Here is a 26,078-nt window from a genome sequence, read left to right as displayed (position 1 = left end):
CTGTCCAGTGGCCTGTGTACTGGCTGGTGGCAAAGCTCACGATAGATCTGAAACACTTAAGTGCGTCAAAAATCCTGGGAACACATAAGATTTTCACGGCTGCGCCCTGCCATTTGCACGGGCCCGCCCCATCGAACGCACCCCTTACAGGATCCGAGCATTACTATCGTGAACGAAATAAAGGCGTCTCTCGCCCGCGGGCTGACTGCCCGCCATATCCGCTTCATGGCCCTCGGCTCAGCTATCGGAACGGGTCTTTTCTACGGCTCCTCTTCTGCCATCCAGGCTGCTGGCCCTGCCGTTCTCTTCGCGTACATGATTGGCGGCGCTGCCGTTTTCATCGTGATGCGCGCCATGGGCGAGATGGCTGTCAAGCATCCGGTGTCCGGATCCTTCGCTCACTACGCTTCGCGCTACCTTGGCCGCTTCGCAGGCTTTGTCACCGGGTGGACCTTCGCCTTCGAGATGGCCATTGTCGCAATTGCTGATGTTACCGCGTTCGGCATCTACATGGGATTCTGGTTCCCGCAGGTCGCGCAGTGGATCTGGGTCCTGGCCATCGTCTTGCTGATCGCCGCGATCAACCTGATGAAGGTGAAGGTCTTCGGCGAAACCGAATTCTGGCTGGCCATCGTCAAGGTGACCGCGATTATCGCGATGATCATTGGCGGCGCGGCGCTGATCATCTTCGGCTTCAATTCTCCTGAGACCGAAACCGCTACCGGCTTCGCCACCCTGATGAGCGCCGGCACCCTGTTCCCCAATGGCTTCGTGGGCCTGCTGCTGTCCTTCTCCGTGGTGATGTTCGCCTTCGGCGGCATTGAAACCATCGGCATCACCGCGGGCGAGGCTGACGATCCGGCCAAGTCGGTTCCGGCTGCCATCAACACCGTACCGTGGCGCATCCTGCTCTTCTACGTAGCTTCGCTGGCAGTGGTCATGATGCTTTTCGACTGGCGCCAGATCGACGGCTCGGCATCTCCGTTCGTGCAGATTTTCGACGGACTGGGCATCCCCGCAGCGGCCCACGTGCTCAATGCCGTCGTGATCACCGCGGCCGTCTCGGCGATCAACGCCGATACCTTTGGCGCTGGACGCATGCTCTTCGCCATGTCCGAAATCGGCCACGCCCCGAAGTCCTTCGGCCGAATTTCCCGCAACGGCGTGCCGTGGATGACGGTCGTCATCATGGCCATCGTGCTGCTGGTCGGCGTGGTGCTGAACGCCCTGCTGCCCGAAGCGCTCTTCACCATCATCGCTTCCATCGCAACCTTCGCCACCGTCTGGGTGTGGATCATGATCCTGACCTCGTACCTGTCGATGCGGCGCAAGGAAGCCTCTGCGGGCCGCGGACCGGATGTAGCCCGCGAATATGCTGTGCCAGGCGGCACCATAGCCGCATGGATCGCATTGGTCTTCATGGTCTTCGTCGTTGTGCTCCTGGCTCTGAGCCCGGCTACACGCGTAGCCCTGTACACCGGTATCGCCTGGCTCGTGCTCCTGGCCGTGCTTTTCAAGCTGCTGGTTCGCCCAGCCGCGCCGGTCAAGCAGGACAGCGACTCACTGCTGGGCTAACCACCGAGTAATAAAACATGCTTGGCTTCGCATATAGCGAAGCCAAGCACTTTTTTGTCTTCTTATTCGATCTCAGTCAAGGAACCGTTCCGGGGTTCTGGAGAAGCATCCCGGCCTTTGGAAATGCGTAGCTCCTGGATTAGCGCCAGGCTGGCCCAAGCAAGCATGCCGCCGGCAACGATCCACAAGCTGCCTAGGCCCAGCCGGAGATAGGCCAGGACGCCACCCAGAGAACCCACGGTGATCATCAGCCACAGCAATGCGTAACGTATCCAGAGCAGACGGTAGCCGCCACGATCCGATCCGGTGGCCAACCCGATGATTGCTCCGCCCAACGCCTGGCCGAGCTTGACCAATGGTCCGGTCATATATGTCAGGCCCAAGGCAACCTCGCCCGAACGGGTGTAGGAAACATTGACCACACCCATGGCGGCAGCCAGCAGCAACGCCGTCAGCTGTGGAAGGCTATGACTCGAAACGGCCGCAGCGAGCAGCAGTACCGCACTGAAATACATGGCCACCGGACGGCGCAGCCTCTCCAGCCTGAAGGTCATCAAGGTTGCAAGGATGACGCCTCCAACGAAGCAGCCGACCAGAGACATTGCAAGAGCCCATCCGGAAAAATCCCCTGTCATCAGAGCCACGGAGGAACGTGTGGAGTTGCCTGACATGAAGGACAGGAAGTAGCCGCCGAAGTGCACGAATCCGACACCATCGACGAACCCTGCCATCGCTGTAATCGTCCCGGCGAAAAGGATTCCCCGCCAACGAAGATTCTTTGCCAACTGTCTCGCTTTCTCTCGCCACCGCAGTTATCCCGGTTCCATAGGAGCGCTCTAATTATCTCTCCCCCGGGGCGGCGACCCCGGATGCGGAATGCCCGGGGAGCAAAAGTTGTTACCTCAAGCATGAGCGAAAATACTGCTGCCCCATCCCTGGAAGACAAGCGCATCCGCGTGGATATCTTCTCCGACATTGCCTGCCCATGGTGCTTCATCGGCAAGCGCCGCTTCGAGCGGGGCGTCGAAGCGTTCGAATACTCCCAGAACGTGGATGTCTACTGGCATTCGTACCAGCTGGATCCAAGCCTGCCAGAGAACTATGACGGCAGCGAGGCCGAATACCTCTCCGAGATGAAGGGCTTGGGGCAGGAACAGGTGTCCCAAATGCTTGATCATGTCACCGATCAGGCAGCTGGCGAAGGCCTGGACTACGACTTCGCCAATCTGAAGGTCGCTAATTCCTTCACCGCGCTACGCGTCCTGGAATACGCCAAGCAGCATGGCGCTGGAGGTGAAATGAAGGAATCGCTACTGTCCGCGCACTTCGAAAAAGGCCTGGACACCGGGGATGAGGAAACCCTTATCCAACTGGCTGGATCGCTAGGCTTGGATACCGCCGAGCTTCGCGCAGATCTGGCTTCCGGCGCCTATGCCGAGGAAGTCAACGCAGATATCGCCCAGGCCCGCGAGTTGGGAATCAGTGGCGTCCCCTTCTTCATCATCGATGGGAAGTACGGCATTTCCGGCGCGCAGCCAGCCGAGGTCTTCGCGAATGCGCTGACCCAGGTCCACTCCGGAAACGTGCAGACCCGGTAGCGGGCTATTCAGCGCAGACGAGCTTGCCAGCCGAAGTATCGAGCTTGCGTTCTTTTTCCAGGCCTTCGAACTTCTCCCCCAGTGCCAGATCCACCCGGCTTCCCCACTTCGTCTCGTCGTAGATGAATACGATGCCGGGGATCTGGCGCTGCACAGTGTATGCCTGGGCATAGCCATCAGGTCCGGCAATGACCGCCCCGGCGGTATCAGAGAGCGACTTCCACCCGGAAGTCAGCGAGGAAATCTTGAAGCCGCGCTTTTCCAGCGCCTTTGCGGTGTCGCCGGCAAGCCCCGGAATGCTGGTCGTATTCAGCACGCGTATTTCTACTTCTGCAGGCTTCTGGTACTTGAAATCGATGGCCGGGCAGCTGGGGTTTTCGATTTTTCCCGCGCTTGGCTCCGGACTTTCGACCGCGGCGGGCTCGTCGCCCAGTTTCAGCGTTCCATTGAAAACCAGCATGGCGCAGACCAGTACCGCGATCACCAGCAGGGCCATCACGGAGAAAACAATATTCTGGCGCCTGCGGGCACGCTTCTTTGCCTGTCCATCCGAGCTGAAACTCAATTCCTGCTCGTCGACAATATGCGCACCGTGCCATTGCCCCGGATCATCGCGATCACGCATCATTCCACCTTGCTCTGGTCAGCCTTCGGCAGTCGCTGGCCTGAAGGAGACCTCATCGTCATCCTCGTGGCGCTAGCTTATCTAACTGGCGTCCAGATCCAATACGCGCGCGTGTATTACGGAGCGATGATGAAGCGCCGAACGCAGCGCACGGTGCATCCCGTCTTCCAGATACAACACGCCCCGATAGCGCACCACGTGCGGGAACAGGTCGCCGTAGAAGGTGGAATCCTCGGAGAGCAATGTTTCAAGATCCAGGGTCGCTTTGGTGGTGACCAGGTCGGCCAACTTCACCTGCTGAGGGGGAAGCCCGCTCCAAGCACGCGTCGACGAATAGCCGTGGTCTGGGTATGGCCGGCCCTCACCGACCGCTCGAAAGATCACTATTCAAGCATACGGACAAACTCTTGCGAGCCACATATTTACAGATCAGCGAGTGGTTCGAGGTTGCCGGAGACACCGGTTCCGAAGACGGTGCGGGCTGGCCGGGAGTACCCGGGCTCGGCTCGCGAATGCCGGGAATATAATACAAGCGAATGCGTATAGTCGGGCACGCAATGGGAAAATGCAAGGATTGTTACGCTGCGGGAAACGTGGGGGAACCGGGCGTAACTTTAGCTAGTAACAATCGCGTCATAAGGTGCACTCTAGGTTTATGAAAAACGTAGTCACCGAGATCCCACTGCTCGATATTTCTACCGCGCGCACTGCTGACGGCTCCTTCAACGAGGAATTCGTAACCGCGCTTCTCGATGCGGCACACCGCGTCGGATTCTTCCAGATCGTTGGCTACGGCGCGTACGCCGGACAGGACCAGGAACTGCTCGATACCATCGCAGAATTCTTCCGCAAGCCGGTCGAGCAGAAGATCAACCTCGATAACCGCAACAGCGCCCAGTTCCGCGGCTACACCCGCATGGGCACGGAAATCACCCGCGGCCGCGCCGACGCCCGCGAGCAGATTGACTACGGACCGGAACGCGAGACGCTGAGCGTCGTTCCCGAGGACAAGCCGTATTTGAACCTGCAGGGCCCTAACCAGTTCCCTGCAGACTTCCCCCAGCTCGAAGAGCGCGCCATGGCATGGGCTGAACTGATGAACAAGACCGGCCACGAGCTGCTTTCAGCCATCGCCGTAGGCCTGGGTCTGCCCGAAGACCACTTCGACGAGCCATTCGCCGATACCCCGTCATGGATGGGCAAGCTGGTGCACTACGTTTCGGGCGACGTTGTCCCGGAGTCGGGCAACCAGGGCGTTGGACTGCACGCGGACTACGGCTTCGTCACTCTGCTGCTGCAGGACCAGGTTGGAGGCCTGCAGGTGCAGCCCTACGGCCAGGAAGAATGGATCGAGGTGCCGCCTACCCCAGGTGCTCTGGTAGTGAACCTCGGGGAAATGCTTGAAGTGGCCACCAATGGCTACCTGATGGCCACCATCCACCGCGTCATTGCTCCTCCGGCCGGTGTAGACCGCTATTCGGTGCCATTCTTCTACTCTCCTCGCCTGGATGCAGTGATCGACAAAGTCGAGCTGCCCGCCGAGCTGGCTGCCGACGCCCGTGGCGTTTCCGATGATCCAGAGAATCCAATGCTGGCTTCCTATGGCGCAAACGTGCTCAAGGGCTGGCTGCGAGCCCACCCGCAGACCGCGGCCATCCACTACCCGGAGCTGGCCAAGGGGCGCAAGAGCACCTAGGCATCGAGCTCCTGCGGGGATCAGGAGCCCAACTTCGAATCCTGTTGGCGTCGAGCCGGTGAGAAATTGCCGGCCCGGCGCCACAGGTTTTTAAAGCGGCTTACTCATTCGAGGCTTGAAAGCACGCAGAATTCATTTCCCTCAGGATCAGCCATCACGATCCAGCTCTCGTCCTCTTGCTGGCCCACGTCGGCATAGCTGGCCCCCAACGCAAGGAGACGGTCGACCTCTTCTAGCTGACTGGAGCCTTGAGGACGCAAATCCAGATGGAGGCGATTCTTGATGCTCTTGGCTTCAGGCACTTGAGCGAACGTCAGCTTCAGCCCGTGCTCGCCTTGAGCTTCGGATCCAATGCTGACCAATCCGGCTTCTTCTTCCAGCACCTCGAAGTCCAGTGCTTCGCACCAGAACTTGGCCACCAGCATCGGGGTGGCGCAGTCGACAGCGATTTCGCTCAATACACTTGCCATAGTCATACCTTGTCGAGAGATAGCTGAACAGTTGCCACGGATACTACCCCTCAGATTCTGGCAATGCCGGCAAGCTAAAAAAATAATGTCTCGGGACATCGTTCGTACGATGTCCCGAGACATTAAAATTGGCGGAGGATAGGGGATTTGAACCCCTGAGGGCGTTAACCCAACACGCGTTCCAGGCGTGCGCCATAGGCCGCTAGGCGAATCCTCCTCAGTTTGCTCCGAGGAGCAGGATCCAGCATATCTAAATTCTCGCTCAATCACGAATCGAGCACTGCCCCGACGATTCCCGGCGCATCTCCAGGGTGCCAAACCCCAGAAATTCGGCGGTTTTTCACCTTTTCACCACCTCGGTTCTTTCTTTGAAAACCGCAGTTTGAACAGATCAATACTGTAAGCATGAGTAAAAGAGAGGCATTTCACAGGAAAGATGATCCTCGGCGGCTGCCCATTAGCCCTCCGGGGACAAGGCACATCCCCGGAATTGACGGGCTTTGGGCAGCGAATCTGGATAAGGACAATCTCTTTACCCAGATTGCCGCCACCGCCACACGACTTTACGAGCAGCCACCTGTCTCAAGTTCCGCCCAAGGGCTGGAACGACTGAAGGCCATTGCACGGTTGCACAGCATGCTCGATGCTGCCGAGGCAGCAATATTGGCCGATAGCTACGAATATTTGGTTGCCGAGACAGTCAGCCAGGGGTCCCAAGAATCTCTGCTGGATGATCCTGAGGACATTGAAGAGCCAGTTGAAGATCAATCCGCATGTTTCTACGGTGTCAATCGTTCCGATGAATCACTGATCCGTTCATCTTTTGTCGCCGAGGCAGCGGTGGCCCTGCGATCCTCAGAAAGGAAAGTCCAGGACAAATTATTCTTTGCCGAAGGACTGCGCCATCTTTGCCCAGATATCCTGGACGCGCTGAGCGTCGGCGAGATCACGACTAGATCCGCGCAAGAGATCGTCAAGCACTCCCAAGATCTTGCACCCGAGGATGTGCAGCTAATGCAGCAAACCTTGCTGCCGATAGCTCGGCAGGCCACCGACTCCGCAGTTGCCCAACGCGCTCGGAAAATGCATGAACGCCTGCACCCCAAGCCGATCGAAGAACGCCACAAGAAAAGTGCAGAGGACCGCAAGGTCATCTATTGGCACGAGGCCAATGGCATGAGCGTCATCCAACTCCACCTGCCAGCAGAAAAAGCACTGGCCATCATCAATACCGTCAATTGGCATGCAGTACGCAACGCTGATCCAGATGATCACCGGACCGAACAGCAACGACGGCTGGATATTATTTGCGATGCCTTGCTCGATGGCTGGCCGGCAACCGAAGGGACCCCGCTGAAAGCCCGTGTCGCTGTCACGATTCCTGCCTTGGAAATGCTCGCTGATCCTAAACGCGCATTGGCGGATCTCGAAGGCTACGGACCCATCCCCGTGGGGACGGCACTGCTGATTGCCAAGGATGCACCGTCTTTCATCAAGGTGCTCACCGATCCCTGGTCCGGGGCGGCCATAGACGTCGGCCGCGAAAAGTACCGTCCGTCGAAGGCACTGCGTGATCTGCTGCGGAGCCGGGATGTGGTTTGCAGATTCCCAGGATGCAATCGGCCAGCCGAATCAGCTGAGATAGACCATATCGAGGCATGGGCCAAGGGCGGGCATACCACCCGGAGCAACACTCATCTATTGTGCAAGCGGCATCAGATGTTCAAGCATGTGCTGGGGTGGCAGGCGACATACCTTCCGGACGGTTCGGTGAACTGGCGCTCCCCCAACGGCATGATCTGCATCGAGCTTCCCGGCAGCGTCACCAGCGTGCAGAACTTCGATTTCGAGAAAGAGCAAACGCCCATGCTGCCAACCATCGAACTCAATGACCGTGTTCGCCGCGTGCTTGGCTGGCTAGAACCGCCTGAAGAAAGCACCGCCTGAGAACTAACAGCAATCCTGCTCAGGATTGGCCAGTTGAGATCAAGCGCACGCCTTCCGATTTTATCCAAGCGCCAACCTCAGGTAGTATTTTGGGTGACCCCTCGTGTGGTGTCATCCTGTTGAACTCCCCCAGGACCGGAAGGTAGCAAGGGTAGATGGGCTCTGGCAGGTGCATGAGGGGTCTTTTACTTTCTTACGCAAGCCGAATGGAGTCCACGTGGGCGCTGGCCGTTTCGCCCCTAGCCCTTCGGGGCCGCTCCATCTTGGCAATTTGCGCACGGCAATTCTCGCCTGGCTTTTCGCCCGCTCCACGCAACGCGAATTCCTATTGCGCATTGAGGACCTGGACCGTGTTCGTTCCGGCGCCGAAGCCACCCAGATTGCCGAGCTAGCGTCCTTGGGCATCGACTTCGACGGTGACATGCTCCGCCAGTCCGACCGCCTTCCGATATATCTTGAAGCCGTTGAACGGCTCAAAGCGCGCGGTCTGGTCTACGAATGCTACTGCTCGCGCAAGGATATTGCCGAAGCCGGAAGCGCTCCGCATGCTGCGCCCGGTGCCTACCCGGGAACCTGCCGCAATCTGAGCGCCAGCGAGCGCTCGGCCAAAGCACAGAATCGTCCGGCCGCCTTGCGCCTGCGTTCAGAAGTGAACGAATTTTCTGTTCACGATGAACTATTCGGCGACTACACCGGCGCGGTTGATGATTTTGTCCTGGTGCGCAACGACGGCGCACCAGCCTACAATCTTGCGGTTGTCGTCGATGATGATTTCTCAGGCATCGACCAGGTCGTACGCGGAGATGATTTACTCTCTTCTGCGCCACGTCAGGCCTACCTGGCAACGCTTCTGGGCCACGCAATCCCATCCTATGCACACGTCCCGCTTGCACTGAATGCCAAGGGACAGCGCCTGGCCAAGCGCGATGGCGCGGTAACACTCGAAGAGATCACCGAACAAGGTGTGCATCCAGCCAACGTTGTGGCGGTTTTGCTAGAGTCATTGGGCTTGCCCAGCACAAGTTTGCAGGCAGCCTTGGAAGCTTTCGATCCGGCGAATCTGCCACGCGAGCCGTGGATCGTCGAACCAGAGAATATTGTCCAACAGCTGATGCTCAGAGCATCAGGCAACTGATAGGGAACCGGTGTGAGTACAGCGCTTTATCGCAGATATCGTCCCGATACGTTTGGCGACGTCATCGGGCAGGAGCACGTTACTGCGCCCTTGATGACGGCTCTGGAGAAGAACCGCGTCAACCATGCGTACTTGTTCTCCGGCCCGCGCGGCTGTGGCAAGACGACCTCTGCCCGCATCCTTGCCCGTTGCCTGAACTGCGAGCAGGGTCCGACTCCGGTTCCTTGCGGCACCTGCCCAAGCTGCGTGGACCTGGCCAATGGCGGACCAGGTTCGCTGGACGTCATCGAGATCGATGCGGCCAGCCATGGTGGCGTCGATGATGCCCGCGACCTGCGCGAGCGCGCAACGTTCGCGCCTACCCGCGACCGCTACAAGATCTTCATCATCGATGAGGCCCATATGGTCACCGCGGCAGGCTTCAACGCCCTGCTGAAGATCGTTGAAGAACCACCGGCGCATATCAAGTTCATCTTCGCGACGACCGAGCCGGAAAAGGTCATTGGCACCATCCGCTCGCGTACCCACCACTACCCATTCCGCCTGGTTCCACCCGAGGCGCTGCTGGCGTACCTGCAGGTGCTCTGCGAACGCGAAAGCGTCGCGGTAGCCGAAGGCGTACTGCCACTGGTGATCCGTGCTGGCGGCGGTTCGGTTCGCGATACCCTCTCGGTGCTGGATCAGCTGATCGCTGGCGCCCGCGATGGCAACCTTGACTACGAGACCGCGGTTGCGCTGCTGGGCTATACCCACTCGACGCTGCTCGACGAGGTCACCTTGTCGTTGCACGAATCCGATGGCGCCGGGCTGTTCGGTGCGATCGACCGCATCATCCAGACCGGTCTGGACCCTCGGCGCTTCGTTGAAGATGTGCTAGAGCGCTTCCGCGATCTGATCATTGCCAAGGCGATGCCCGAAGGCCTTGAGAAGATCTTGCGCGGCGTGCCAGAAGACCAGCTCGAAGCCCTGCACTTGCAGGCGGGTCTGGTCGGCGCAGGCGAACTGTCACGATGGGCCGATGTCACCAACAAGGCTCTGAGCGAGATGACCGGCGCTACCTCGCCTCGGCTGCACTTGGAATTGCTGGCGGCGCGCTTGATGCTGCCAGGCTCGCAGAACTCCGACAGCTCGTTCGCCGCGCGACTGGATCGCCTGGAGCGCCATGCGATGACCGGTGGAGCACTGCCTGCGCTTAATGAAGACGATGCCGCGGGTGCCGCACCCTCAACGAATGATGCCCCGAATCCTGGCGCCGCGCGTCAGGGCGCTGCCGCAGTACGCGAGGCCTTGGCCGCTGCCAAGTCCCGTCGCGGAGGGCCCCCGGAACCGGCTGAAGAGCAGGCACCACAAGTCCAGTCGGCTCATGCTCAGCCGCAGGAGCAGGATTCCCCTGCTCCAACGCCGATGCAGCAGCCTGCGCAGCACACAGAACCCGTTCAGGCTCAGCGCACCGAGCAGCCGCAGCAGGCTTCAAGGCCGGTTCCTGCCCCACAGGAAGCGCAGCCGCAGGAGACCATGCCGTCGCAGCCACAGCCACAGCCGGCTGATGATGACCCAAATGCCCCGCTGGATCCTGGTGCGGCAGCTTCCCTGAACACCGGTGAAGCCGCTGACTGGGGCGCAACTTGGGGGCCAAAGGGCGAAAACCGCTCGGTGACCACCGAGGTGCAACCTGGTCCGAGCATTCCGGCAGCCCGTCCTGAAGGTGTGGCACCATTCAGCTTGGTTCCTGATCCGTCCAGCGGTGAAGATTTGTCCTTCGGCACCGGTGTTTCCATCGATGACGTGAAGCAGAATCCTGCCATGGCCGAATTCGCACGTCGAGCTGCCGCCAACCGCGCAGCCCAAGCACCGCAGCCTGCCCAGCCGCAGCACTCGCAACAAGCGCCGGAGGCCAGCCAGTCTGGCACGGATGCCCAGCGCAACACTGCCCATCCGACGCAGGAACAAGCCCAGCGCGAGCAGGATGAACGCGAAGCACAACAGCGCGCCGCACAAGAACAAGCACAACGCGAGCAAGCAGAACGCGAAGCACAACAGCGCGCCGCACAAGAACAAGCTCAGCGCGAGCAAGCACAACAGCAACAACGTCCGCAGTCTCCCCAGCAGCCTCAGCACGGCGCGCCCGGCGGAACCCCGCAGGGCCAGCAGCCAGCATCACAGGGCGCCGGCTCGCCGGTGGCGATGTTCCAGCAGGCCTGGCCTACGATCCTGCAGCAGTTGCAGGGCAGTTCGCGTGTCCTGCATTCCATGGTCGCCACCTATGGCTCCGTGGCAGGCTTCGATGGCCGTACCCTTACCTTGGCGTTCAGCAACACTGGCCCCATCGTGAATCTGCGCAACCGGCCCGACATGATGAATACATTGACCGGAGTCCTCTCCCAGGTCGCAGGTTCGCCAATCGAAGTGGTCCTGACCGAAGGCGGATCCAACCCCAATGGTGGTGGTTCCCCAAAAGGTGAGCGCCGGCCAATCCCGGCGCCAACCCCAGCACCAACTAAGTTCACCAAGGCTGTAAGTTCTGCTGGGGCTGCTGCGCGCGCCGCAGCACGGGCCCAAGCTGCCGCTCCGGCACCGCAGCAGCGTCCTGCCTCGGCGGTGCAGAGCTCGGCACCAGCCGCACCTGCACCACGCGCCCATGACGGGTACGCCAGCTCCTACGATGACGTTCCGCCACCCGCGGAAGAGCCGTATTTCGACGAGCCGCCGCTCCCGGATGACCCGTACTATTCGCCGGATGGCCCCGCCCCGGCGGCACCGCAGGTTCAGCCGCAGCAGCAGTCCCCGGCCCCGGCTCCCCAGCCAGAGCCGGTGGCGCCCGCCCCGGCAACCAGTGCGCCACGCAGTTTCGACGGGCCTCCGGTAGCCCCCAAGCCCCGGATGACTGCCGGCATGGCAGCGCGCCAGGCCGAAGGCGGAGTTCCGAATATTGCGCGCCCGGTGTCTTCGACTCCGTTGCACCCGGACAGCACCACCGATTCCTTCGAGAATCTGGCGGTTGCTGCACCAGAGCAGCCGGCTCCGCAAGCTCCAGAGCGATCGGTTCCGGAGCCTGCGCCCGCCCCTGCACAGCCTCAGATTCGCCCACGCGAGCAGGAGCAGCCCCGCCCGGAGCCGGTTGCACCGGCGCCTTCGCCAGCAGCCCCGGCACCCGCTCCGGAGACGGCACCGCGCTGGGGTGCTCCGCAGGCGGATCCTGAACCAGCCCCCGCTGCATCGGCACCGGCAAGCACGGGCCGCATGAGCCGGTACCAGCAGCTGATGAACCAGGCGAAGAACGCACCAAGCGCGCCAGCGCCTGCCCAGTCGGCACGCGGCTGGGGCGGCCCGGCATCGGCTCCCGATCCTGCCCCGGTGCAGGATCCGGAGGAGTTCGTCCCCAGCGACGATGACATCGAGGTCGAGGATTCTGCACTGATCGGCGTTCCAGCCGTGGAGCGCCTGCTTGGCGGGATGGTCATCGAGCAGCGCGACGTGAACGGGAATGTAGTGGAAATCAAACGCAGCTTGTAGCCGGCACCACGGCGAGCTGTCGGAGTGAGACACTAAGGTGTACCACGGAACAATTTCAAGGTAGTGAAGCAAGCTAGAAAGTAGGCGCACGTGTACGAAGGTGCTGTACAGGAATTGATCGACGAGCTCGGTCGCTTGCCTGGCATCGGCCCGAAGTCGGCTCAGCGCATTGCTTTCCACATTCTCGATGCCGATGCCGAGGACATGACCCGGCTCGCCGCCTCGATCCAGCTGGTCAAGGAAAAGGTGAAATTCTGCGAGATCTGCTTCAACATCTCGGAGCAGGACACCTGCGCCATTTGCCGCGATGAGCGCCGCGATGGCACCATGATCTGCATCGTGGAGGAGTCCAAGGACGTCCTGGCCATTGAACGTACCCGGGCGTTCTCCGGCAAGTACCACGTGCTCGGCGGTTCTATCAATCCGCTGGCAGGGATTGGCCCGGAACAGCTGCACATCCGTGAGCTGGTAACCCGCTTGGCCGATGACTCGATCACCGAGCTGATCCTGGCCACCGACCCGAATCTCGAAGGCGAAGCCACCGCCGTGTACCTGGTGCGCGCGCTGGCTCCCCTGGGCATCCGCATTACCCGTCTGGCTTCCGGCCTGCCGGTGGGCGGCGATCTGGAATACGCCGATGAAGTGACCTTGGCCCGCGCCTTCGAAGGACGCTGGGCTGCCGGTCGCACCGCACCCGGCCCGGCCCGGCTCAAGGCAGAGAAGCAGGAATCCGAGCAGGAAGCACCGCAGGCAGAAGCTGGGGATGCCGCAGAAAAGCCGAAGGCGCAGCTTTCCGAGCCGCGCCTGCTGCGCGTTGCCAGCGACACGGGCGACACCGGCGACGCGCCGTCGCATCCAGTTGTTCCCGAGATGGACAGCCGCCGCAGCCACTAATTCACGCAGTTTTTGAACGCCCTGCATTCGACCGGTTTACCGGCATGAGTGCAGGGCATTTTTCTATTCCTGCAGCGCGATGTGCGGCGAAACACGCTTAGTTGATAAAAGTCAACTATCGTCGTATAGTTGACATCAATCAACCATTCAGGCTTTCCCCGCCTGACCCTATTTTTTGGAGCTTTCATGACCGCAACCGCACCGGTCGCCAAGCCCAAGATGACTCACCGCGAAATCCTCACTGCCCTCACGGGCATTTTGATGGGCATGTTCGTCTCCATCTTGGCCAACACCGTTGTTTCCAGCTCGCTGCCGCTGATCGTTTCGGATCTCAACGGCAGCCAGACCTCCTACACCTGGGTCGTCACCGCCACGCTGCTGGCGACCACCATCGCCACCCCAATCTGGGGCAAGCTCGCCGACCTCGGCAACCGCAAGCTGCTGCTGCAGATCTCGCTATCCATCTTCGTCCTGGCTTCGGCCGCGGCGGGCTTCTCGCAGGACACCAGCTTCCTGATCGCCATGCGCGTGGTCCAGGGACTGGCCGGCGGTGGCGTTGGCGCCCTGGCACAGATTGTCATGGCCGACTTCCTCTCCCCTCGCGAACGCGGCAAGTACATGGGCCTGTTCGGCGCTGTGATGGCCGTTGCCACCGTGGGCGGCCCGTTGATCGGCGGCTTCGTTACCGACGCCATCAACTGGCGCTGGAACTTCTTCATCGCTTTGCCTTTCGCCATCGCTGCGGTCATCCTGATCCAGCGCACCTTGCATCTGCCCGCCATTGCCAAGCGCAAGGTCAAGATCGACTACTGGGGCATCGTCCTTCTTTCCGCCGGCGTCTCGCTGCTGCTGATCTGGATGTCGCTGGGCGGCTCCCAGTTCGAGTGGGCCTCGGCGACCAGCTACATGATGATCGCCGGTGCGGTAGTCCTGCTGGCATTGTTCATCCTGGTTGAGACCAAGGCCTCGGAGCCGTTGCTGAGCCTGGGCCTGTTCAAGAACCGCACCTTCACCTTCGCTGTCATCGCCTCGCTGGCCATTGGTGTTTCGATGTTCGGCACCTCGGTGTTCCTCAGCCAGTACATGATCATGGCCCGCGGCGCGAGCGCGACCATGGCCGGCCTGATGACCTTCCCGCTGATGGGCGGCTTGCTGGTCATCTCCACCATCGGCGGTGCGGTGATCTCGCGCACCGGCAAGTGGAAGGCGCTGGTCGTCACCGGTTCTGTGCTGGTTGTCATCGGCTTGTTCCTGCTGGGAACCATCCACTACGACACCAACTATGTGCTGGTCGCTGCCTACATGTTCATCCTCGGCGCCGGCATGGGCCTGGTCATGCAGAACATGGTGCTGGTGGTGCAGAACTCGGTCCACGTCAAGGAACTGGGCGTAGCTTCCTCGGCCGTGAACTTCTTCCGCACCCTCGGCGGCACTGCAGGTACCGCGGGACTGGGCGCCGTACTGGCGACTACCGTGCCAAGCATGATCGCCGACCGCCAGTCCGATTTGGCCGCAGCCCTGGCCTCCCTGGGCGACCAGGCCAAGGAACTGACCGCGGCGCTGGGATCCGGAAACCTGCCTTCGGTGGCAGCGATGCCTGAACCGGTCCGCGTGATCTTCGAGTCCATCTACGGCGATGCAGTGCCTTCGCTGTTCGCCATTGCCGCTCCGCTGTCGCTGATTGTCGTCGTGGCTGTCTGCCTGATCCCCAACCAGTCACTGAAGACCCAGACCGCAAGCGAGCGCATGCAGGATCTGGACACTGAGGACAACGGTGCAGGCAAGGCAGAAAAGCCAGCTGGCAACTAGGAGATCCAGTGCAGGTTCCTAGCAAAGCTGGCGACGCCCCGGTGGCAGAACGCCCCGATCTGTCCGCAAGTGCCGAACAAGAGCTGTTCTCGCTGATCGCGCTGACGGCGCGGGCCAAGCGGGAACTGGCCACCCGGCTCGAAAGCCGCCTCACCCCGGGCCACCTTCCGGTTCTGGGCATGATTCTGCGCAGCCAGCGCATCACCCAGTCCGAAATCTGCGAAAGGCTGCTGGTTGACAAAGCCTCGCTGTCGCGCATGATCACGAAGCTGGAACAACTGGAATTGGTCAAGCGTGAAGTCGATCCGGAAGACCGTCGGGTGTCCCACCTCCTGCCTACCGATCTTGCGGAAGAACGGTGGCATGAAACCTTCCAAGGATGGCGCACGGAACTGCGCGCGCGGATGACCGGTTGGGACGACGAGGATCTGTCGAAACTCATCGATCTACTCAGTCGCTTGAACTTGGAAATCCAGTCCCTGTAGTTCGCTTCGCCCTCTGGCCGGTCTTCTCGGAAATACCGAGAAGACCGGCCAGAGAAGCTTAAATGCCCTTGCTTGCAGGGGCATTCCTCCGCGCTGAAGTGTGCAGCAGCCATCCTGTCGTTTCGGGTTGCTACGTTCATGCACATGAGCGAATCCTTGAGCAGAGCAGAGAAAATCGAAGACCACACCGGTTCAAGCATGGGCGAATGGGCAGGCATGATGGACGCCGCCGGCCTGCGCGACTTGAAGCAGAGCGAACAGGTGCAGATGCTGCTTCCACTGATGAAGGACCGTGATGAAAGCCAGAGGCTTCTCTGGGCCCGGCGCATTGCCTCCGAGTACCGGCAGCTCTAAGCGGGTCGTAGACTGAGCTCATGGCAATCAAAAGCAGCAACACGTCAGCCATCGCCAATGCCACCGGCATCGAGTGGGATCAGTGGTGCGTCAAACTGCGTGCCGGCGGAGCCGACGAGATGACGCATAAGGAGATGGCCGAACTGGCCATCACCGGCATTCCCGCAGCAGTCGAAAATCCAGAATGGTGGGCCCAATCCGTCGCGGTGGCCTATGAGCAGCACATCGGAAGGCGTGTACCTGGCCAAGCCCAGGACGGCACCTTCCAGGGCTCGGTCAGCAGCACCATCGATGCCGATTTGGATACGGCACTGGAGCGCTGGGTCGCCTGCGTGAAAGACCGCAAGGAATTCAACGGGAACGAACTATCCGAACCTGCACGCACCAGCGGTTCCGAGCGCTGGCGCTACTGGCGGGCGGACTTCAGCGATGGCACCAAGGCACAGGTAGACATTGGGCTCAAGGGAGAAAAATCCTCGGTAGCCATAAACATCACTAAGGCTGAAACACCTGAGCAGGTGTCTGAATGGAAGAGCTTTTGGCGACAAATTTTGGCTGAATTCAAGGGATAGCCAGCGCTTTTCGACAACTCGCACTGGGGTTTCTAGGCAATATGACCAATGGTTACCGCCCCAACTAGGACATGGCACCTCGTAGCTGTCACAATATTTATCTGGTAGATGCCTCACGCCAAAGTTCTATCAGCAACCACCGGCGGCGAGGCACAGCTTTCAACAGGTGGAGTGAGTGCCCATGGGCCTAATTGTTCAAAAATTTGGCGGTTCTTCCGTTTCAGATGCCGACGGCATCAAGCGTGTAGCGCGCCGAATTATTGATACCAAGTCCAAGGGCCATGACGTCGTCGTCGTTGTTTCCGCAATGGGCGACACCACCGATGACCTGCTGGATCTGGCAGGCCAGCTCACCGATGATGCACCTGCCCGCGAAATGGACATGCTGCTCTCCGCCGGTGAACGCATCTCGATGTCGCTGCTGGCAATGGCCATCAACCAGTTCGGCGAGCAGGCCGCATCATTCACCGGCTCGCAGGCAGGCCTGATCACCGATTCAACCCACGGCAAGGCCCGCATCATGGAGGTCTCCCCGCAGCGGGTGCGCCGGGCCATCGACCGCGGCTTCGTTGCCATCGTCGCTGGATTCCAGGGCATGAGCAAGGAATCCAAGAACATCACCACCATGGGCCGTGGCGGCTCGGACACCACTGCCGTGGCACTGGCCGCGGCTCTGGGCGCCGATGTCTGCGAGATCTACACCGATGTGGACGGCGTCTACACCGCCGACCCACGCGTGGTCTCCTCGGCAAAGAAGATCGAGAAGATCACCAGCGAGGAAATGCTGGAAATGGCCGCCAGCGGCTCGAAGATCTTGCACCTGCGCTGCGTTGAATACGCCCGCCGCTTCGGCGTGCCGCTGCACGTGCGCTCCTCATTCAGCACCAACGAGGGCACCTGGGTGCTCCCGGATCCCGAAGACAAAATCAAAATTCAAGAGGGAGAACCCTTGGAACAGCCAATCATCTCAGGTGTCGCCCACGACCACTCCGAAGCCAAGGTCACCATCATTGGCGTACCTGACATTCCGGGCAAGGCCGCACAGATTTTCGGTGTGATCGCCGCTGCGCAAGCCAATATCGACATGATTGTGCAGAACATCTCGACCCGCGGCTCTGGTGCCACCGATATCTCCTTCACCCTGCCGATGACCGAAACCAAGCATGTGCTCGAAGCGCTGAACACCGCAAAGCCGGAAATCGGCTTCGAGGATATCGAGCACAATGACGAGGTAGGCAAGCTCTCGCTGATCGGTGCAGGCATGCGCTCGAACCCAGGCGTGTCCTTCACTTTCTTCGAAGCGCTGCACCGCGCAGGCGTGAACGTGGACATGATCTCGACCTCCGAAATCCGCATCTCGGTGGTCACCGATGCCGACAAGCTCAATGACGCAGTACGCGCAATCCACACCGCATTCGACCTCGATACCGATGTGGAAGCCACCGTCTACGGCGGCACCGGACGCTAAGCGCTGATTAGCCAAGCGAAGAACGCCTGCGAAACAATTCCTGTTTCGCAGGCGTTCTTCATTTTGGTTTCTATTTGGCCGGTTCCAGCGTCTTGGTGTAGACGATGTCGCCCAGCCCATTGCGCAGCGTGACGGTGAACAGGTCCTGCTCGTCAAGATCGACGTGGCCGAAGAACTGGCCCTTGCCATCGCGCGGCGACTGGTTCGTGGTGCCTGCGAGCGAGAAGTCCACACGCGGCCCGAAAGTGCCGTCCATCTGGTTCGGCCCGAAGGAACCGGCATTCACTGGCCCGGCCACGAATTCCCAGAACTCATTGAACTCGCGGAATGCCGCGCGTTCGGGCGAGTAGTGGTGGGCTGCGCAGTAGTGGACATCGGCAGTCAGGAAAACGACGTTCTTGATGCCGCGGTCCTTGATCGCCTTGAGCAACCGGGCCAATTCCAACTCGCGGCCCAGCGGTGCCCCGTGGTCAGCGTTGGAAATTGATTCCTGGGCTTTGCCATCTGGAACGATGATGCCCAGCGGAAGGTCATTGAGAATGACCTTCCAGGTGGCCTTGGACTTGGCCAGGGAATCCACCAGCCAATTCAGCTGTTCTTCGCCGAGAATGGATGTGGACTTCACTTCCATTCCAGCGGTGTTCTCCGACTTGTAGCTGCGCATGTCCAACGCGAACAGGTCAAGCGCAGGGCCGCGGGAGATCTTGCGGTAAATTCGAGCCGCCTCGAAACCGGTGCCTGAGCGCATGGCGCGCGGGTCGGCGATGGGCTGGTATTCCTGCCAGGCCTGGCGTCCGCGAGCTGCCAAGGTGTTGACATCGCGCACGGTGTAGCGCTCATCTTCGATGATTTCGCCGGGCCACCAGTTGTTGTGGGTCTCGTGGTCATCCCACTGGGCAATCACCGGAACTTCGGAATACATGGCCCGCACGTTGCGGTCCATCAGGTTGTAGCGGTGCCGTCCGCGGTACTCGTCCAAGGTTTCGGCCACCTTGGAGACTTCCTCGGTGACCAGGTTGCGCCAGATCTGGCCATCAGGTTCCACGACCTCTGCGGCGATCGGGCCATCGGCGTAGATGGTGTCGCCGCTGTGCACAAAGAAATCCGGCTTGGTCGCATGCATGGCCGCGTAGGCGCGCATGCCGCCGATCTCTTCATTGATGCCCCAGCCCTGGCCAGCGGTGTCGCCGGACCAGACGAAGCTTTGGGCTCGGGAGGCGTCATGATTACGGCGACCGGTCAGTGCAGGTGCGGTGCTGAACCAGCCATCCTGCGTCTCGCCAAGGGTTCCGTTGTCGTCCTCAAAACCGATGGTGACTGCGAAGCGGGTTCCGGCAGGCAGATGCTGGGCATTGATCTTTGCGGTGAAGTCGGTGGCCTCGCGGGCGTAGGCGCCGCGCAGAGTTCTGGCGAATGATCCACGGCCACGGATGATTTCCCCGGTCTCGTCTACCGCGCGCAGTTGAGCACGCAAGCGGCCTTCGCCCGAGCTGCGGGCCCAGAGCACGGCATTGCTGGTGGAGACATCACCCATGGTAAACCCGCTGGTCAGGCCAAGGCGGGAACGCACGAGGCGGGGGTTGCCGGAAGCCAGCGCTGCTCCCGTCGGCCCGACCAAGGTCAGGGCGCTTGCACCGAGAGCACCGGTGAGCAATTTGCGACGCGAAATATCAGTCATGCGCCTCAGTGTTCACGACTCGATCAGCCGTTTCCTTGAGACAAGATGAACACAAGAAGAAATTAATTCCTGGCAGTCCAATGGCCGTGCACGAGCTAGCGCACCTGCGCGAATTTGCAAGCCGCTTGGCGTTCCTCCAGCCTGCCACCGGAACGCCGATTGCTGGCAGACTTGGACAATGAGTTCAACGCGAGTGATTTCTGGCCCGCCCTCGGCGGATCATCCTGTTCCCCCAGCGGTGCGCGCAGCAGCTGGTCCTGCAGAAATCGAGGGTATCTGGCAAAATGCGCTTGGCGGAGTCACCTACCGCATCGGCTCGGGCGAACAGATACGCTTCGCCAAGTGGTCACCGGGATGCCCTCCGGAAGCGGAAGGCGATCTGAGGGCTGAAGCCCAGCGCATGAAATGGGCAGGTAAATTCATTCGAGTCCCAGAAGTGCTCTCCTGCGAAGAACAGGCTGACGGCCAGCTGCTCATCACCGCCGCATTGCACGGGCACAGCGCAGCCAGCAGCCTGGGCAAAAGCGACCCTGCGCGTTCAGCCCACGCTGTCGGCCATGGACTGCGGCAAATGCACGATGCCTTGCCCATTGGAGCATGCCCTTTCGACTGGGATCTGGAATCCCGTATTCAGCATCTGCCAGCCGATCAGCAGGCCGAGTTTCTCGACAACGCCCCGGAACTGGATCTTGTGGTGTGCCATGGCGACGCGTGCCTGCCAAACACGATCATCACCGACGACCATGAATTCAGCGCGCATGTGGATTTGGGCATGCTGGGACTCGCAGACCGCTGGGCAGATCTGGCCATTGCCGCGTGGAGCACCGAGTGGAACTACGGGCCTGGTTTCGAACAGTACGTCTACGCGGGCTACGGCATCGAACTGGATGAGCGGAAGATCTCTTTCTATCGCCGGGTCTGGGACGCCACCTAGGGTGCCTTCGCTAACGTGCCACGTATCGGTGTTCAGGTCGGCCACGGGTTCCGTATCCAAGCTGGAGCTCCAGGGATTCGTTGGCCACCAGCGCCGCCAAATAGCGTTGCGCTGTCGCACGGGCAACCCCCACCGCTTCTGCAACCTCGGCAACGCTCATCGGTTCGGCCGCTTCCTTCACGCAGGAAAGCACTGCATGCTCGGTCGGGGCGGCGGCCACTGACGCACTGGATTCCTCGCCGCCTTGGAGCGACCGGTACAACCGGTCCACGCCCTGCTGGTTGAACTCCGCGGTCCCGGCCAATTGGCGGCGGTAGCGCGCCCAGCCTTTGAGCTTGGAAGCCAGGGTCTTGGCATCGAAAGGCTTGATGATGAAGGCCAGCGCGCCTGAGCGCAGCGCCTTGTCGATGTTCTTCGGCTCAATCGCCGCGGAGATCATGATCGCATCGACATCGAGTTCTCTCAGCAGCTCGATTCCGCTCACATGCGGCAGGTAGAGGTCCAGCAGGACCAAATCGGGTTTCAGGCTCTGCACCAGTTTGGGGACCACGCGCGGATCCTGCACAGGTTCCAAAGCCTGGAACCCGGGGATGGCATTGACCATTTCCGCATGCAGCTCGCCGACCCGGAAATCGTCATCAACGATCAGCACCCGATAATGTCCGCTGCTGTTCTCGCTCAAAGTTGCGCTCCTTCACTGTAGTGGTTGACTGAACTGGCCGGCTCAACCAGAACCGCCGGCAATCGTGCTGCAAAAACTGCACCGGATCCATCTGTTCCGCGGTCGGCGATCCAGACATCCCCGCTGCGGGCTTGGGCCAGCCGCTTGATCAGCGGCAGCCCTACGCCTTGACCATGCTCATTGCCCAGGTGGGATCCGGTGCTGACGTCCCGTGCGAAGATATCCTCGTCAGTGGTGATGCCGGGTCCTGAATCGGCCACGGCAATGTGCAAGGTGCTCCCCTCCGACAGCAGGTCTATCTCCACCCAGGGTTCTGCGTCCGTGCGAAGAGCCGCAGTGAAGGCGTTGTCCAGCAGATTGCCCAGGACTGCAGTGGCATCCTGGGCGTCGTGGGCCGAGGCAATATGGCCGAAGATCATGGATTGCCCAGACACCCGCAGTTCGATGCCCAGCTCGTGGGCGCGCACGGCCTTCGCCGAGATGAACGCCGCGAGGTAGGCATCCTGGATAGCCTCCAGCCCGGGGACCTGGGCGATCTTCGGCCCGGCTTCCATCACCTCGCGCAGGTAGTCTTCGGCCTGTTCAATCTTGCCCAGGTTTATCAGGCCGAGAACCGCATGCATGCGGTTGGCGAATTCATGGCGCTGCGCGCGCAGGGCATCTGCCATGTCCTGGACTGCGTCGAGCTTGGTTCCCAGCGCTTCGAGCGTGGTGACATCATGCAGCAGCACGACCAGCCCGAGATCCACTCCGTCACGGTCGACCTTGGTCACGCGGGCAATGAGCGAGTTGCCATTCGCTCCGAAACGGACAGGTGCCGGGTCGCATTCCTTGATCGCCTTGACCAGCCGGTGGTCCAAGCCAGCGGATTCGAAGTGGCGGCCCACCACATCTTCCAATTCGGTGCGGTGCGGCAGCCCCAGCAACTCCCTGGCGGCCTTGTTGCGCACGGTAATCCGCTTGTCTGCGCCAATGCCCATGACGCCTTCGGTGACACCGTAGAGCACTGCCTGCTGATCCCTGACCAGCTGGGCAATTTCGGCCGGTTCCAGCCCCAGCGTCTGGCGTTTCAAGCGTCGAACGGTCACCCGCCCGGCAAATACCGCCAGGGCCGCGGAGAGCGCCGCGAACAAGACAATCCAGGCGAAGGATCCGAGCAGTGCCCCGGTCAAGGAGTAAGTGGTCACGCCCACGGAAACCTCGCCGACAACGGCACCAGCGCTGCTGTAGACCGGGACCTTGGCGCGAACCGATTCCCCCAGGGTTCCGTGTTCCCGGGAAACATCTTCGATGCCCTTCAAAGCGACCGGGTCGGTGGAGACCATCTTGCCCAGTTCCTCGGGGTTCGGATGGCTCAGGCGCAGTCCGCGGTCTTCGGTGATCACTACGAAATAGGCTTGCTCCTGCTCGATGACGGCATCAGCAAGACGTTGCAGATCGCCGTCGGCGAGTGCCTGCGGATCCAGCTTGTCCTGCTGGGCGTAGCGTGAAACCCGCTCGACGACTTCCGGCAGCACCGCAACGGTGCGGGCGATGGTCAGCGAAGTGTCCTCCGCTTTCGAATACACCCGGTCATAGCTGGCGAAAAGCGTTCCTGCGGTAACCAGGACAATCAAGACGCCTACGACAAGGAATTGCAGTCGCATGATGCGGGAGGCGAAATGCCGGGTGCCGGCGCCAGAACGGAACATGCCACCCAGCATAAACCCATCCTCGCACGCTCATGATTTTAATGAGCAAAAAGACGGCAAAGAACATAACCGTTCAACAATAAGCACAAGACGCGCAAAGTGAGCACCGCCACGTACCTTGGATTAGTGCCTCGCCCGGCTTGCGGGGCCAAAGGATTCACTCACACTGAAATGGAGGTCGGGTCAATGCTTGTTGCACTCGGATTCCTCATGGTCGCCACCTTCATGGTGCTGATCATGACAAAGCGCATGACGCCCTTGCTGGCATTGATTCTGGTACCGACCATCTTCGGCCTGTTCACCGGTGCCGGATTCGGCCTGGGCGATATGGTCATGGACGCAGTCAAGGACATGTCCGGCACCGCTGCCCTGCTGATGTTCGCGATCATGTATTTCGGCATCATGATCGATGTCGGATTGTTCGACCGCCTGGTCTCCGGCATCCAGAAACTGGTTGGCAACGACCCGGCCAAGGTCGTCATGGGCACCGCGCTGCTCACCGCGGTCATCTCGCTGGATGGCGATGGATCGACCACCTTCATCGTGGTCACCGCCGCCATGCTGCCGATCTACCAGCGCCTGGGCATGAGCCCAGTGGTCCTGACCTGTGTGGCCGGCCTGACCAACGGCACCCTGAACATCGTTCCGTGGGGCGGCCCAACGGCCCGCGCCGCCGCGGCGCTGGGTGTGGACGCTTCGGAAATCTTCGTGCCGATGCTGCCTTCGCTGGGCATTGCCCTGATCGTCATTGCCCTGTTCGCCTGGCAGATGGGTGTTTCCGAACGCCGCCGCCTGCAGCGCGAGCACCCGGAAATCTGGGGAACCGAGCTCGGTGGCGGCAACGTTGCCACCCCGACCGGAGGCAAGACCCCGGGCGGCACCTCCCCTGCCGGTGGCAACCTGGCAGTTCTGGAATCCGTGGCCCGCAAGGGCGATGGCACCGAATTCTCCACCATGGACGGCACCGTGCTGGATCCGGATCGCGAGACCCTGCGCCCCAAGGTGTTCTACTTCAACCTTGCGTTGACCGTCGCCATCATGGTGCTGCTGGTCGTCGATGTCATGCCGCTGCCATACCTGTTCATGGTGGGTACCGCGATCGCGCTGATTGCCAACTTCCCGAAGGTCTCCGACCAGGTGAAGATGATTGCCTCGCACTCCAGCGAAATCATTGCAGTGGTCTCCATGGTGCTCGCTGCGGCAGTGCTCACCGGCGTGCTCTCCGGCACCGGCATGGTTGATGCCATGAGCCAGTGGCTGGTGGATGTCATTCCTTCCTCCATGGGCCCCTACATGGCGGTGCTGACCGGCCTGATCTCGATTCCTGCCACCTTCCTGATGAGCAACGACGCCTTCTACTTCGGTGTCTTGCCAGTTCTCGCTGAAGCCGGCGCGCACTTCGGTGTTCCAGCGGTGGATATGGCTCGTGCCTCCATCACCGGTCAGCCAGTGCACATGCAGTCTCCGCTCGTTCCAGCCATCCTGCTGCTGGTGTCGCTCTCTCGTGTGGACTTGGGCGATCACCACAAGAAGGTGCTGTGGCGCGCGTTGGTGGTCTCCTTGGTCATGCTTGCTTCAGGCATGCTCCTCGGTGTCATCCACATGGGCTAATGCCCCAAGGACCGATGGTCCGTCGTCAGCCTGGCTCCGCGCCACCCGGATTTATCGACTCGGGCAGCGCGGAGCCCGGTGTTTAAGCTGGGCCCATCACTTTGAGCCGGACACCCATGGCGGCTCGCCGGAAACCGCCACCACCTCTTCGATGACCGTCGACCCGCAGCTCAGTTCGCTGCAGGACCTTGCGTCACTGGCAGCAAGGATCAAAGAGGTCCCCACTGACAAGATCGTCTTCATGACCATGCCGAACCAGCCCGCGCCATCAAACGCCAACCGGGTGGTCCCGGCCCCTGACGCAACCCTCATCTTCGAACGCATCAAGCAAGGCATCCCAGTTAATCCCGATTCCGATTCCGCGACCGGAACATCTGCTGCTGAGCAATCCGCCAACCGGAAGCTGCCTCTGAGCATCGTCAACGGCGCGCACGTGAGCGGTCTTGCCGGACAGTTCGCGAACGACGCCACGAAGCAGGGCTACACGGTCATCTCGATAGCTACCGCCGCGACTTTGCAGGCGCAGTCCAAGCTGCTGATTCCGGACACCGATGACGCCAGGAGAACGGCCGCTGCTTTCGCAAAAGCAATGAATCTCGATATCAAGGCCTCGGTCGCCGAGGTCGAAAGCATCGAATTAATCCTGGGCCAGGACTACCAGGATCTGAAGCGGCCCGAGAAGAAGCCGATCCAGCTGGACAGCCGCAACGCCGACCAGGATCTCTGCGGCTAGCCCGGCGCCAAGGCGGGCAACGTGGGGAATCCCGGCTGCTTTCGTCTGTCCAAGCTCTACATTGCGAGGTGGTTCCCCGTGAGCATTGCAGGCATCAACGGCAATGAATTCATCGTCCTGGCTATCTTGGCGGCCGTTCTGCTCGGGCCCGAGAAACTGCCAGACTATGCGCGGAAAACTGCCACGCTGATTCGGCAGTTGCGCCGTCTCGCCGCTGATGCCGAAGAACAGCTCCGCGAGGATCTCGGTGATGAATTCGAGAATCTGGATCTGAAAAGGCTCGACCCTCGGCAATATGATCCTCGCAGGATCATCAACGACGCGCTACGCGAGAACCTCGATGAACTGACAGGCCAGGCGCTGTCGGATTCCGCTACTGCGAGGAAGCCGGCGCCGCCTCGCTCACCGCCACCGCCAGCGCCTTCCGGCCCGGCTCCCTTTGACGACGAAAGCACCTAGTTGGCTTCGCTTCGCTCTCAGGTGCCCGGGCGGCCGCGGGCCACGCAGGGTCGGCAAAGCCAGGTTCGATCCAGCAGAAACCAATCATCGATGATTCGGAAGGCCGGCCCTGTTTCGTAGCCCGCGGCACTCGGGATCATCATCCCGGG

The 26,078-nt window shown here is 60.9% G+C and carries 22 protein-coding genes, 1 tRNA gene, 1 other RNA gene and 1 pseudogene; 17 read left to right on the top strand and 8 right to left on the bottom strand.

What is annotated here, in order from left to right:
• Positions 1-168 precede the first annotated feature (168 nt).
• Positions 169-1,575: an amino acid permease gene (locus JOE62_RS02960; RefSeq protein WP_204720209.1), complete on the top strand. Its 1,407-nt coding sequence runs from the start codon at positions 169-171 to the stop codon at positions 1,573-1,575.
• Positions 1,576-1,637: 62 nt separating this feature from the next.
• On the opposite strand, the gene JOE62_RS02955 is transcribed toward JOE62_RS02960, so the two are convergent.
• Positions 1,638-2,306: a YoaK family protein gene (locus JOE62_RS02955; RefSeq protein WP_204720207.1), complete on the bottom strand. Its 669-nt coding sequence runs from the start codon at positions 2,304-2,306 to the stop codon at positions 1,638-1,640.
• Positions 2,307-2,483: 177 nt separating this feature from the next.
• Here JOE62_RS02955 and JOE62_RS02950 point away from each other — a divergent pair, with 177 nt between their 5' ends.
• The gene (locus tag JOE62_RS02950; protein ID WP_204720205.1) at positions 2,484-3,173 is read left to right on the top strand and encodes a DsbA family oxidoreductase; all 690 of its coding nucleotides are present in this window, start codon (positions 2,484-2,486) and stop codon (positions 3,171-3,173) included.
• A gap of 4 nt (positions 3,174-3,177) precedes the next feature.
• Here JOE62_RS02950 and JOE62_RS02945 read toward each other — a convergent pair whose 3' ends face one another.
• Both JOE62_RS02945 and JOE62_RS02940 read right to left on the bottom strand, forming a co-directional pair.
• Entirely contained in the window at positions 3,178-3,798 is a 621-nt protein-coding gene (locus JOE62_RS02945; protein ID WP_204720203.1) for a LytR C-terminal domain-containing protein, read from the bottom strand.
• 81 nt (positions 3,799-3,879) lie between these two features.
• A complete protein-coding gene (locus tag JOE62_RS02940; protein ID WP_204720201.1) occupies positions 3,880-4,182 on the bottom strand; it encodes a type II toxin-antitoxin system VapB family antitoxin in 303 nt (100 codons plus the stop codon).
• A gap of 271 nt (positions 4,183-4,453) precedes the next feature.
• Here JOE62_RS02940 and JOE62_RS02935 point away from each other — a divergent pair, with 271 nt between their 5' ends.
• Positions 4,454-5,494: an isopenicillin N synthase family dioxygenase gene (locus tag JOE62_RS02935; RefSeq protein ID WP_204720199.1), complete on the top strand. Its 1,041-nt coding sequence runs from the start codon at positions 4,454-4,456 to the stop codon at positions 5,492-5,494.
• A 104-nt stretch (positions 5,495-5,598) separates the two neighbouring features.
• Here the strand turns inward: JOE62_RS02935 and JOE62_RS02930 are convergent, their stop codons facing one another.
• Positions 5,599-5,964: a VOC family protein gene (locus JOE62_RS02930; protein ID WP_204720197.1), complete on the bottom strand. Its 366-nt coding sequence runs from the start codon at positions 5,962-5,964 to the stop codon at positions 5,599-5,601.
• Between the two features lie 129 nt (positions 5,965-6,093).
• A tRNA-Ser gene (locus JOE62_RS02925) sits at positions 6,094-6,181 on the bottom strand.
• A 188-nt stretch (positions 6,182-6,369) separates the two neighbouring features.
• Between JOE62_RS02925 and JOE62_RS02920 the strand changes: the two genes are divergently transcribed.
• The 10 genes and pseudogenes from JOE62_RS02920 (at position 6,370) to JOE62_RS02875 (ending at position 18,141) form a co-directional block, all read left to right on the top strand.
• Positions 6,370-7,911, top strand: coding sequence for an HNH endonuclease signature motif containing protein (locus JOE62_RS02920; RefSeq protein ID WP_204720196.1), 1,542 nt, complete (start codon positions 6,370-6,372; stop codon positions 7,909-7,911).
• Positions 7,912-8,003: 92 nt separating this feature from the next.
• Positions 8,004-8,100: signal recognition particle sRNA small type (ffs, locus tag JOE62_RS02915), an RNA gene on the top strand.
• Positions 8,101-8,128: 28 nt separating this feature from the next.
• Entirely contained in the window at positions 8,129-9,046 is a 918-nt protein-coding gene (gluQRS, locus tag JOE62_RS02910; RefSeq protein ID WP_204720194.1) for a tRNA glutamyl-Q(34) synthetase GluQRS, read from the top strand.
• Positions 9,047-9,058: 12 nt separating this feature from the next.
• On the top strand, positions 9,059-12,559 hold the full coding sequence (locus tag JOE62_RS02905; protein ID WP_204720192.1) for a DNA polymerase III subunit gamma and tau: 3,501 nt from the start codon (positions 9,059-9,061) through the stop codon (positions 12,557-12,559).
• A 90-nt stretch (positions 12,560-12,649) separates the two neighbouring features.
• Positions 12,650-13,231, top strand: a pseudogene (gene recR / locus JOE62_RS02900) (recombination mediator RecR); the annotation flags it as partial.
• A 408-nt stretch (positions 13,232-13,639) separates the two neighbouring features.
• Entirely contained in the window at positions 13,640-15,262 is a 1,623-nt protein-coding gene (locus JOE62_RS02895) for an MFS transporter (protein WP_204720188.1), read from the top strand.
• A gap of 8 nt (positions 15,263-15,270) precedes the next feature.
• Positions 15,271-15,747 carry a MarR family transcriptional regulator gene (locus tag JOE62_RS16170; RefSeq protein WP_204720186.1) on the top strand — a complete coding sequence of 159 codons (477 nt, stop codon included), beginning with the start codon at positions 15,271-15,273 and terminating at the stop codon, positions 15,745-15,747.
• Between the two features lie 144 nt (positions 15,748-15,891).
• Entirely contained in the window at positions 15,892-16,101 is a 210-nt protein-coding gene (locus tag JOE62_RS02885; RefSeq protein WP_204720184.1) for a hypothetical protein, read from the top strand.
• A 20-nt stretch (positions 16,102-16,121) separates the two neighbouring features.
• Positions 16,122-16,673 (top strand): hypothetical protein, encoded by a 552-nt coding sequence (locus tag JOE62_RS02880; protein ID WP_204720182.1) that lies wholly within the window; start codon positions 16,122-16,124, stop codon positions 16,671-16,673.
• 181 nt (positions 16,674-16,854) lie between these two features.
• Positions 16,855-18,141, top strand: a complete 1,287-nt coding sequence (locus JOE62_RS02875) for an aspartate kinase (protein ID WP_204720180.1) — start codon at positions 16,855-16,857, stop codon at positions 18,139-18,141.
• Positions 18,142-18,211: 70 nt separating this feature from the next.
• On the opposite strand, the gene JOE62_RS02870 is transcribed toward JOE62_RS02875, so the two are convergent.
• Positions 18,212-19,819: an alkaline phosphatase D family protein gene (locus JOE62_RS02870; RefSeq protein WP_204720178.1), complete on the bottom strand. Its 1,608-nt coding sequence runs from the start codon at positions 19,817-19,819 to the stop codon at positions 18,212-18,214.
• Between the two features lie 178 nt (positions 19,820-19,997).
• Between JOE62_RS02870 and JOE62_RS02865 the strand changes: the two genes are divergently transcribed.
• Positions 19,998-20,753 carry an aminoglycoside 3'-phosphotransferase gene (locus tag JOE62_RS02865; RefSeq protein WP_204720176.1) on the top strand — a complete coding sequence of 252 codons (756 nt, stop codon included), beginning with the start codon at positions 19,998-20,000 and terminating at the stop codon, positions 20,751-20,753.
• 10 nt (positions 20,754-20,763) lie between these two features.
• Here the strand turns inward: JOE62_RS02865 and JOE62_RS02860 are convergent, their stop codons facing one another.
• The gene (locus JOE62_RS02860; RefSeq protein WP_204720174.1) at positions 20,764-21,435 is read right to left on the bottom strand and encodes a response regulator; all 672 of its coding nucleotides are present in this window, start codon (positions 21,433-21,435) and stop codon (positions 20,764-20,766) included.
• The gene (locus JOE62_RS02855) at positions 21,432-23,126 is read right to left on the bottom strand and encodes a sensor histidine kinase (RefSeq protein WP_204720172.1); all 1,695 of its coding nucleotides are present in this window, start codon (positions 23,124-23,126) and stop codon (positions 21,432-21,434) included. The genes JOE62_RS02860 and JOE62_RS02855 overlap by 4 nt, the downstream gene beginning before the upstream one ends.
• Positions 23,127-23,312: 186 nt before the next feature.
• Here JOE62_RS02855 and JOE62_RS02850 point away from each other — a divergent pair, with 186 nt between their 5' ends.
• The 3 genes from JOE62_RS02850 (at position 23,313) to JOE62_RS02840 (ending at position 25,929) form a co-directional block, all read left to right on the top strand.
• Entirely contained in the window at positions 23,313-24,737 is a 1,425-nt protein-coding gene (locus JOE62_RS02850; RefSeq protein WP_204720170.1) for a CitMHS family transporter, read from the top strand.
• 151 nt (positions 24,738-24,888) lie between these two features.
• Positions 24,889-25,470: a LytR C-terminal domain-containing protein gene (locus JOE62_RS02845; RefSeq protein ID WP_204720168.1), complete on the top strand. Its 582-nt coding sequence runs from the start codon at positions 24,889-24,891 to the stop codon at positions 25,468-25,470.
• A 78-nt stretch (positions 25,471-25,548) separates the two neighbouring features.
• Positions 25,549-25,929 carry a twin-arginine translocase TatA/TatE family subunit gene (locus tag JOE62_RS02840; protein WP_204720166.1) on the top strand — a complete coding sequence of 127 codons (381 nt, stop codon included), beginning with the start codon at positions 25,549-25,551 and terminating at the stop codon, positions 25,927-25,929.
• Positions 25,930-26,078: the final 149 nt, after the last annotated feature.

It is taken from the genome of Glutamicibacter nicotianae (assembly GCF_016907615.1).
Taxonomy (GTDB): Bacteria; Actinomycetota; Actinomycetes; order Actinomycetales; family Micrococcaceae; genus Glutamicibacter; species Glutamicibacter nicotianae.
The sequence above is the reverse complement of the archived record's forward strand: the minus strand, read 5'-3'. Positions and strand labels throughout refer to the sequence as shown.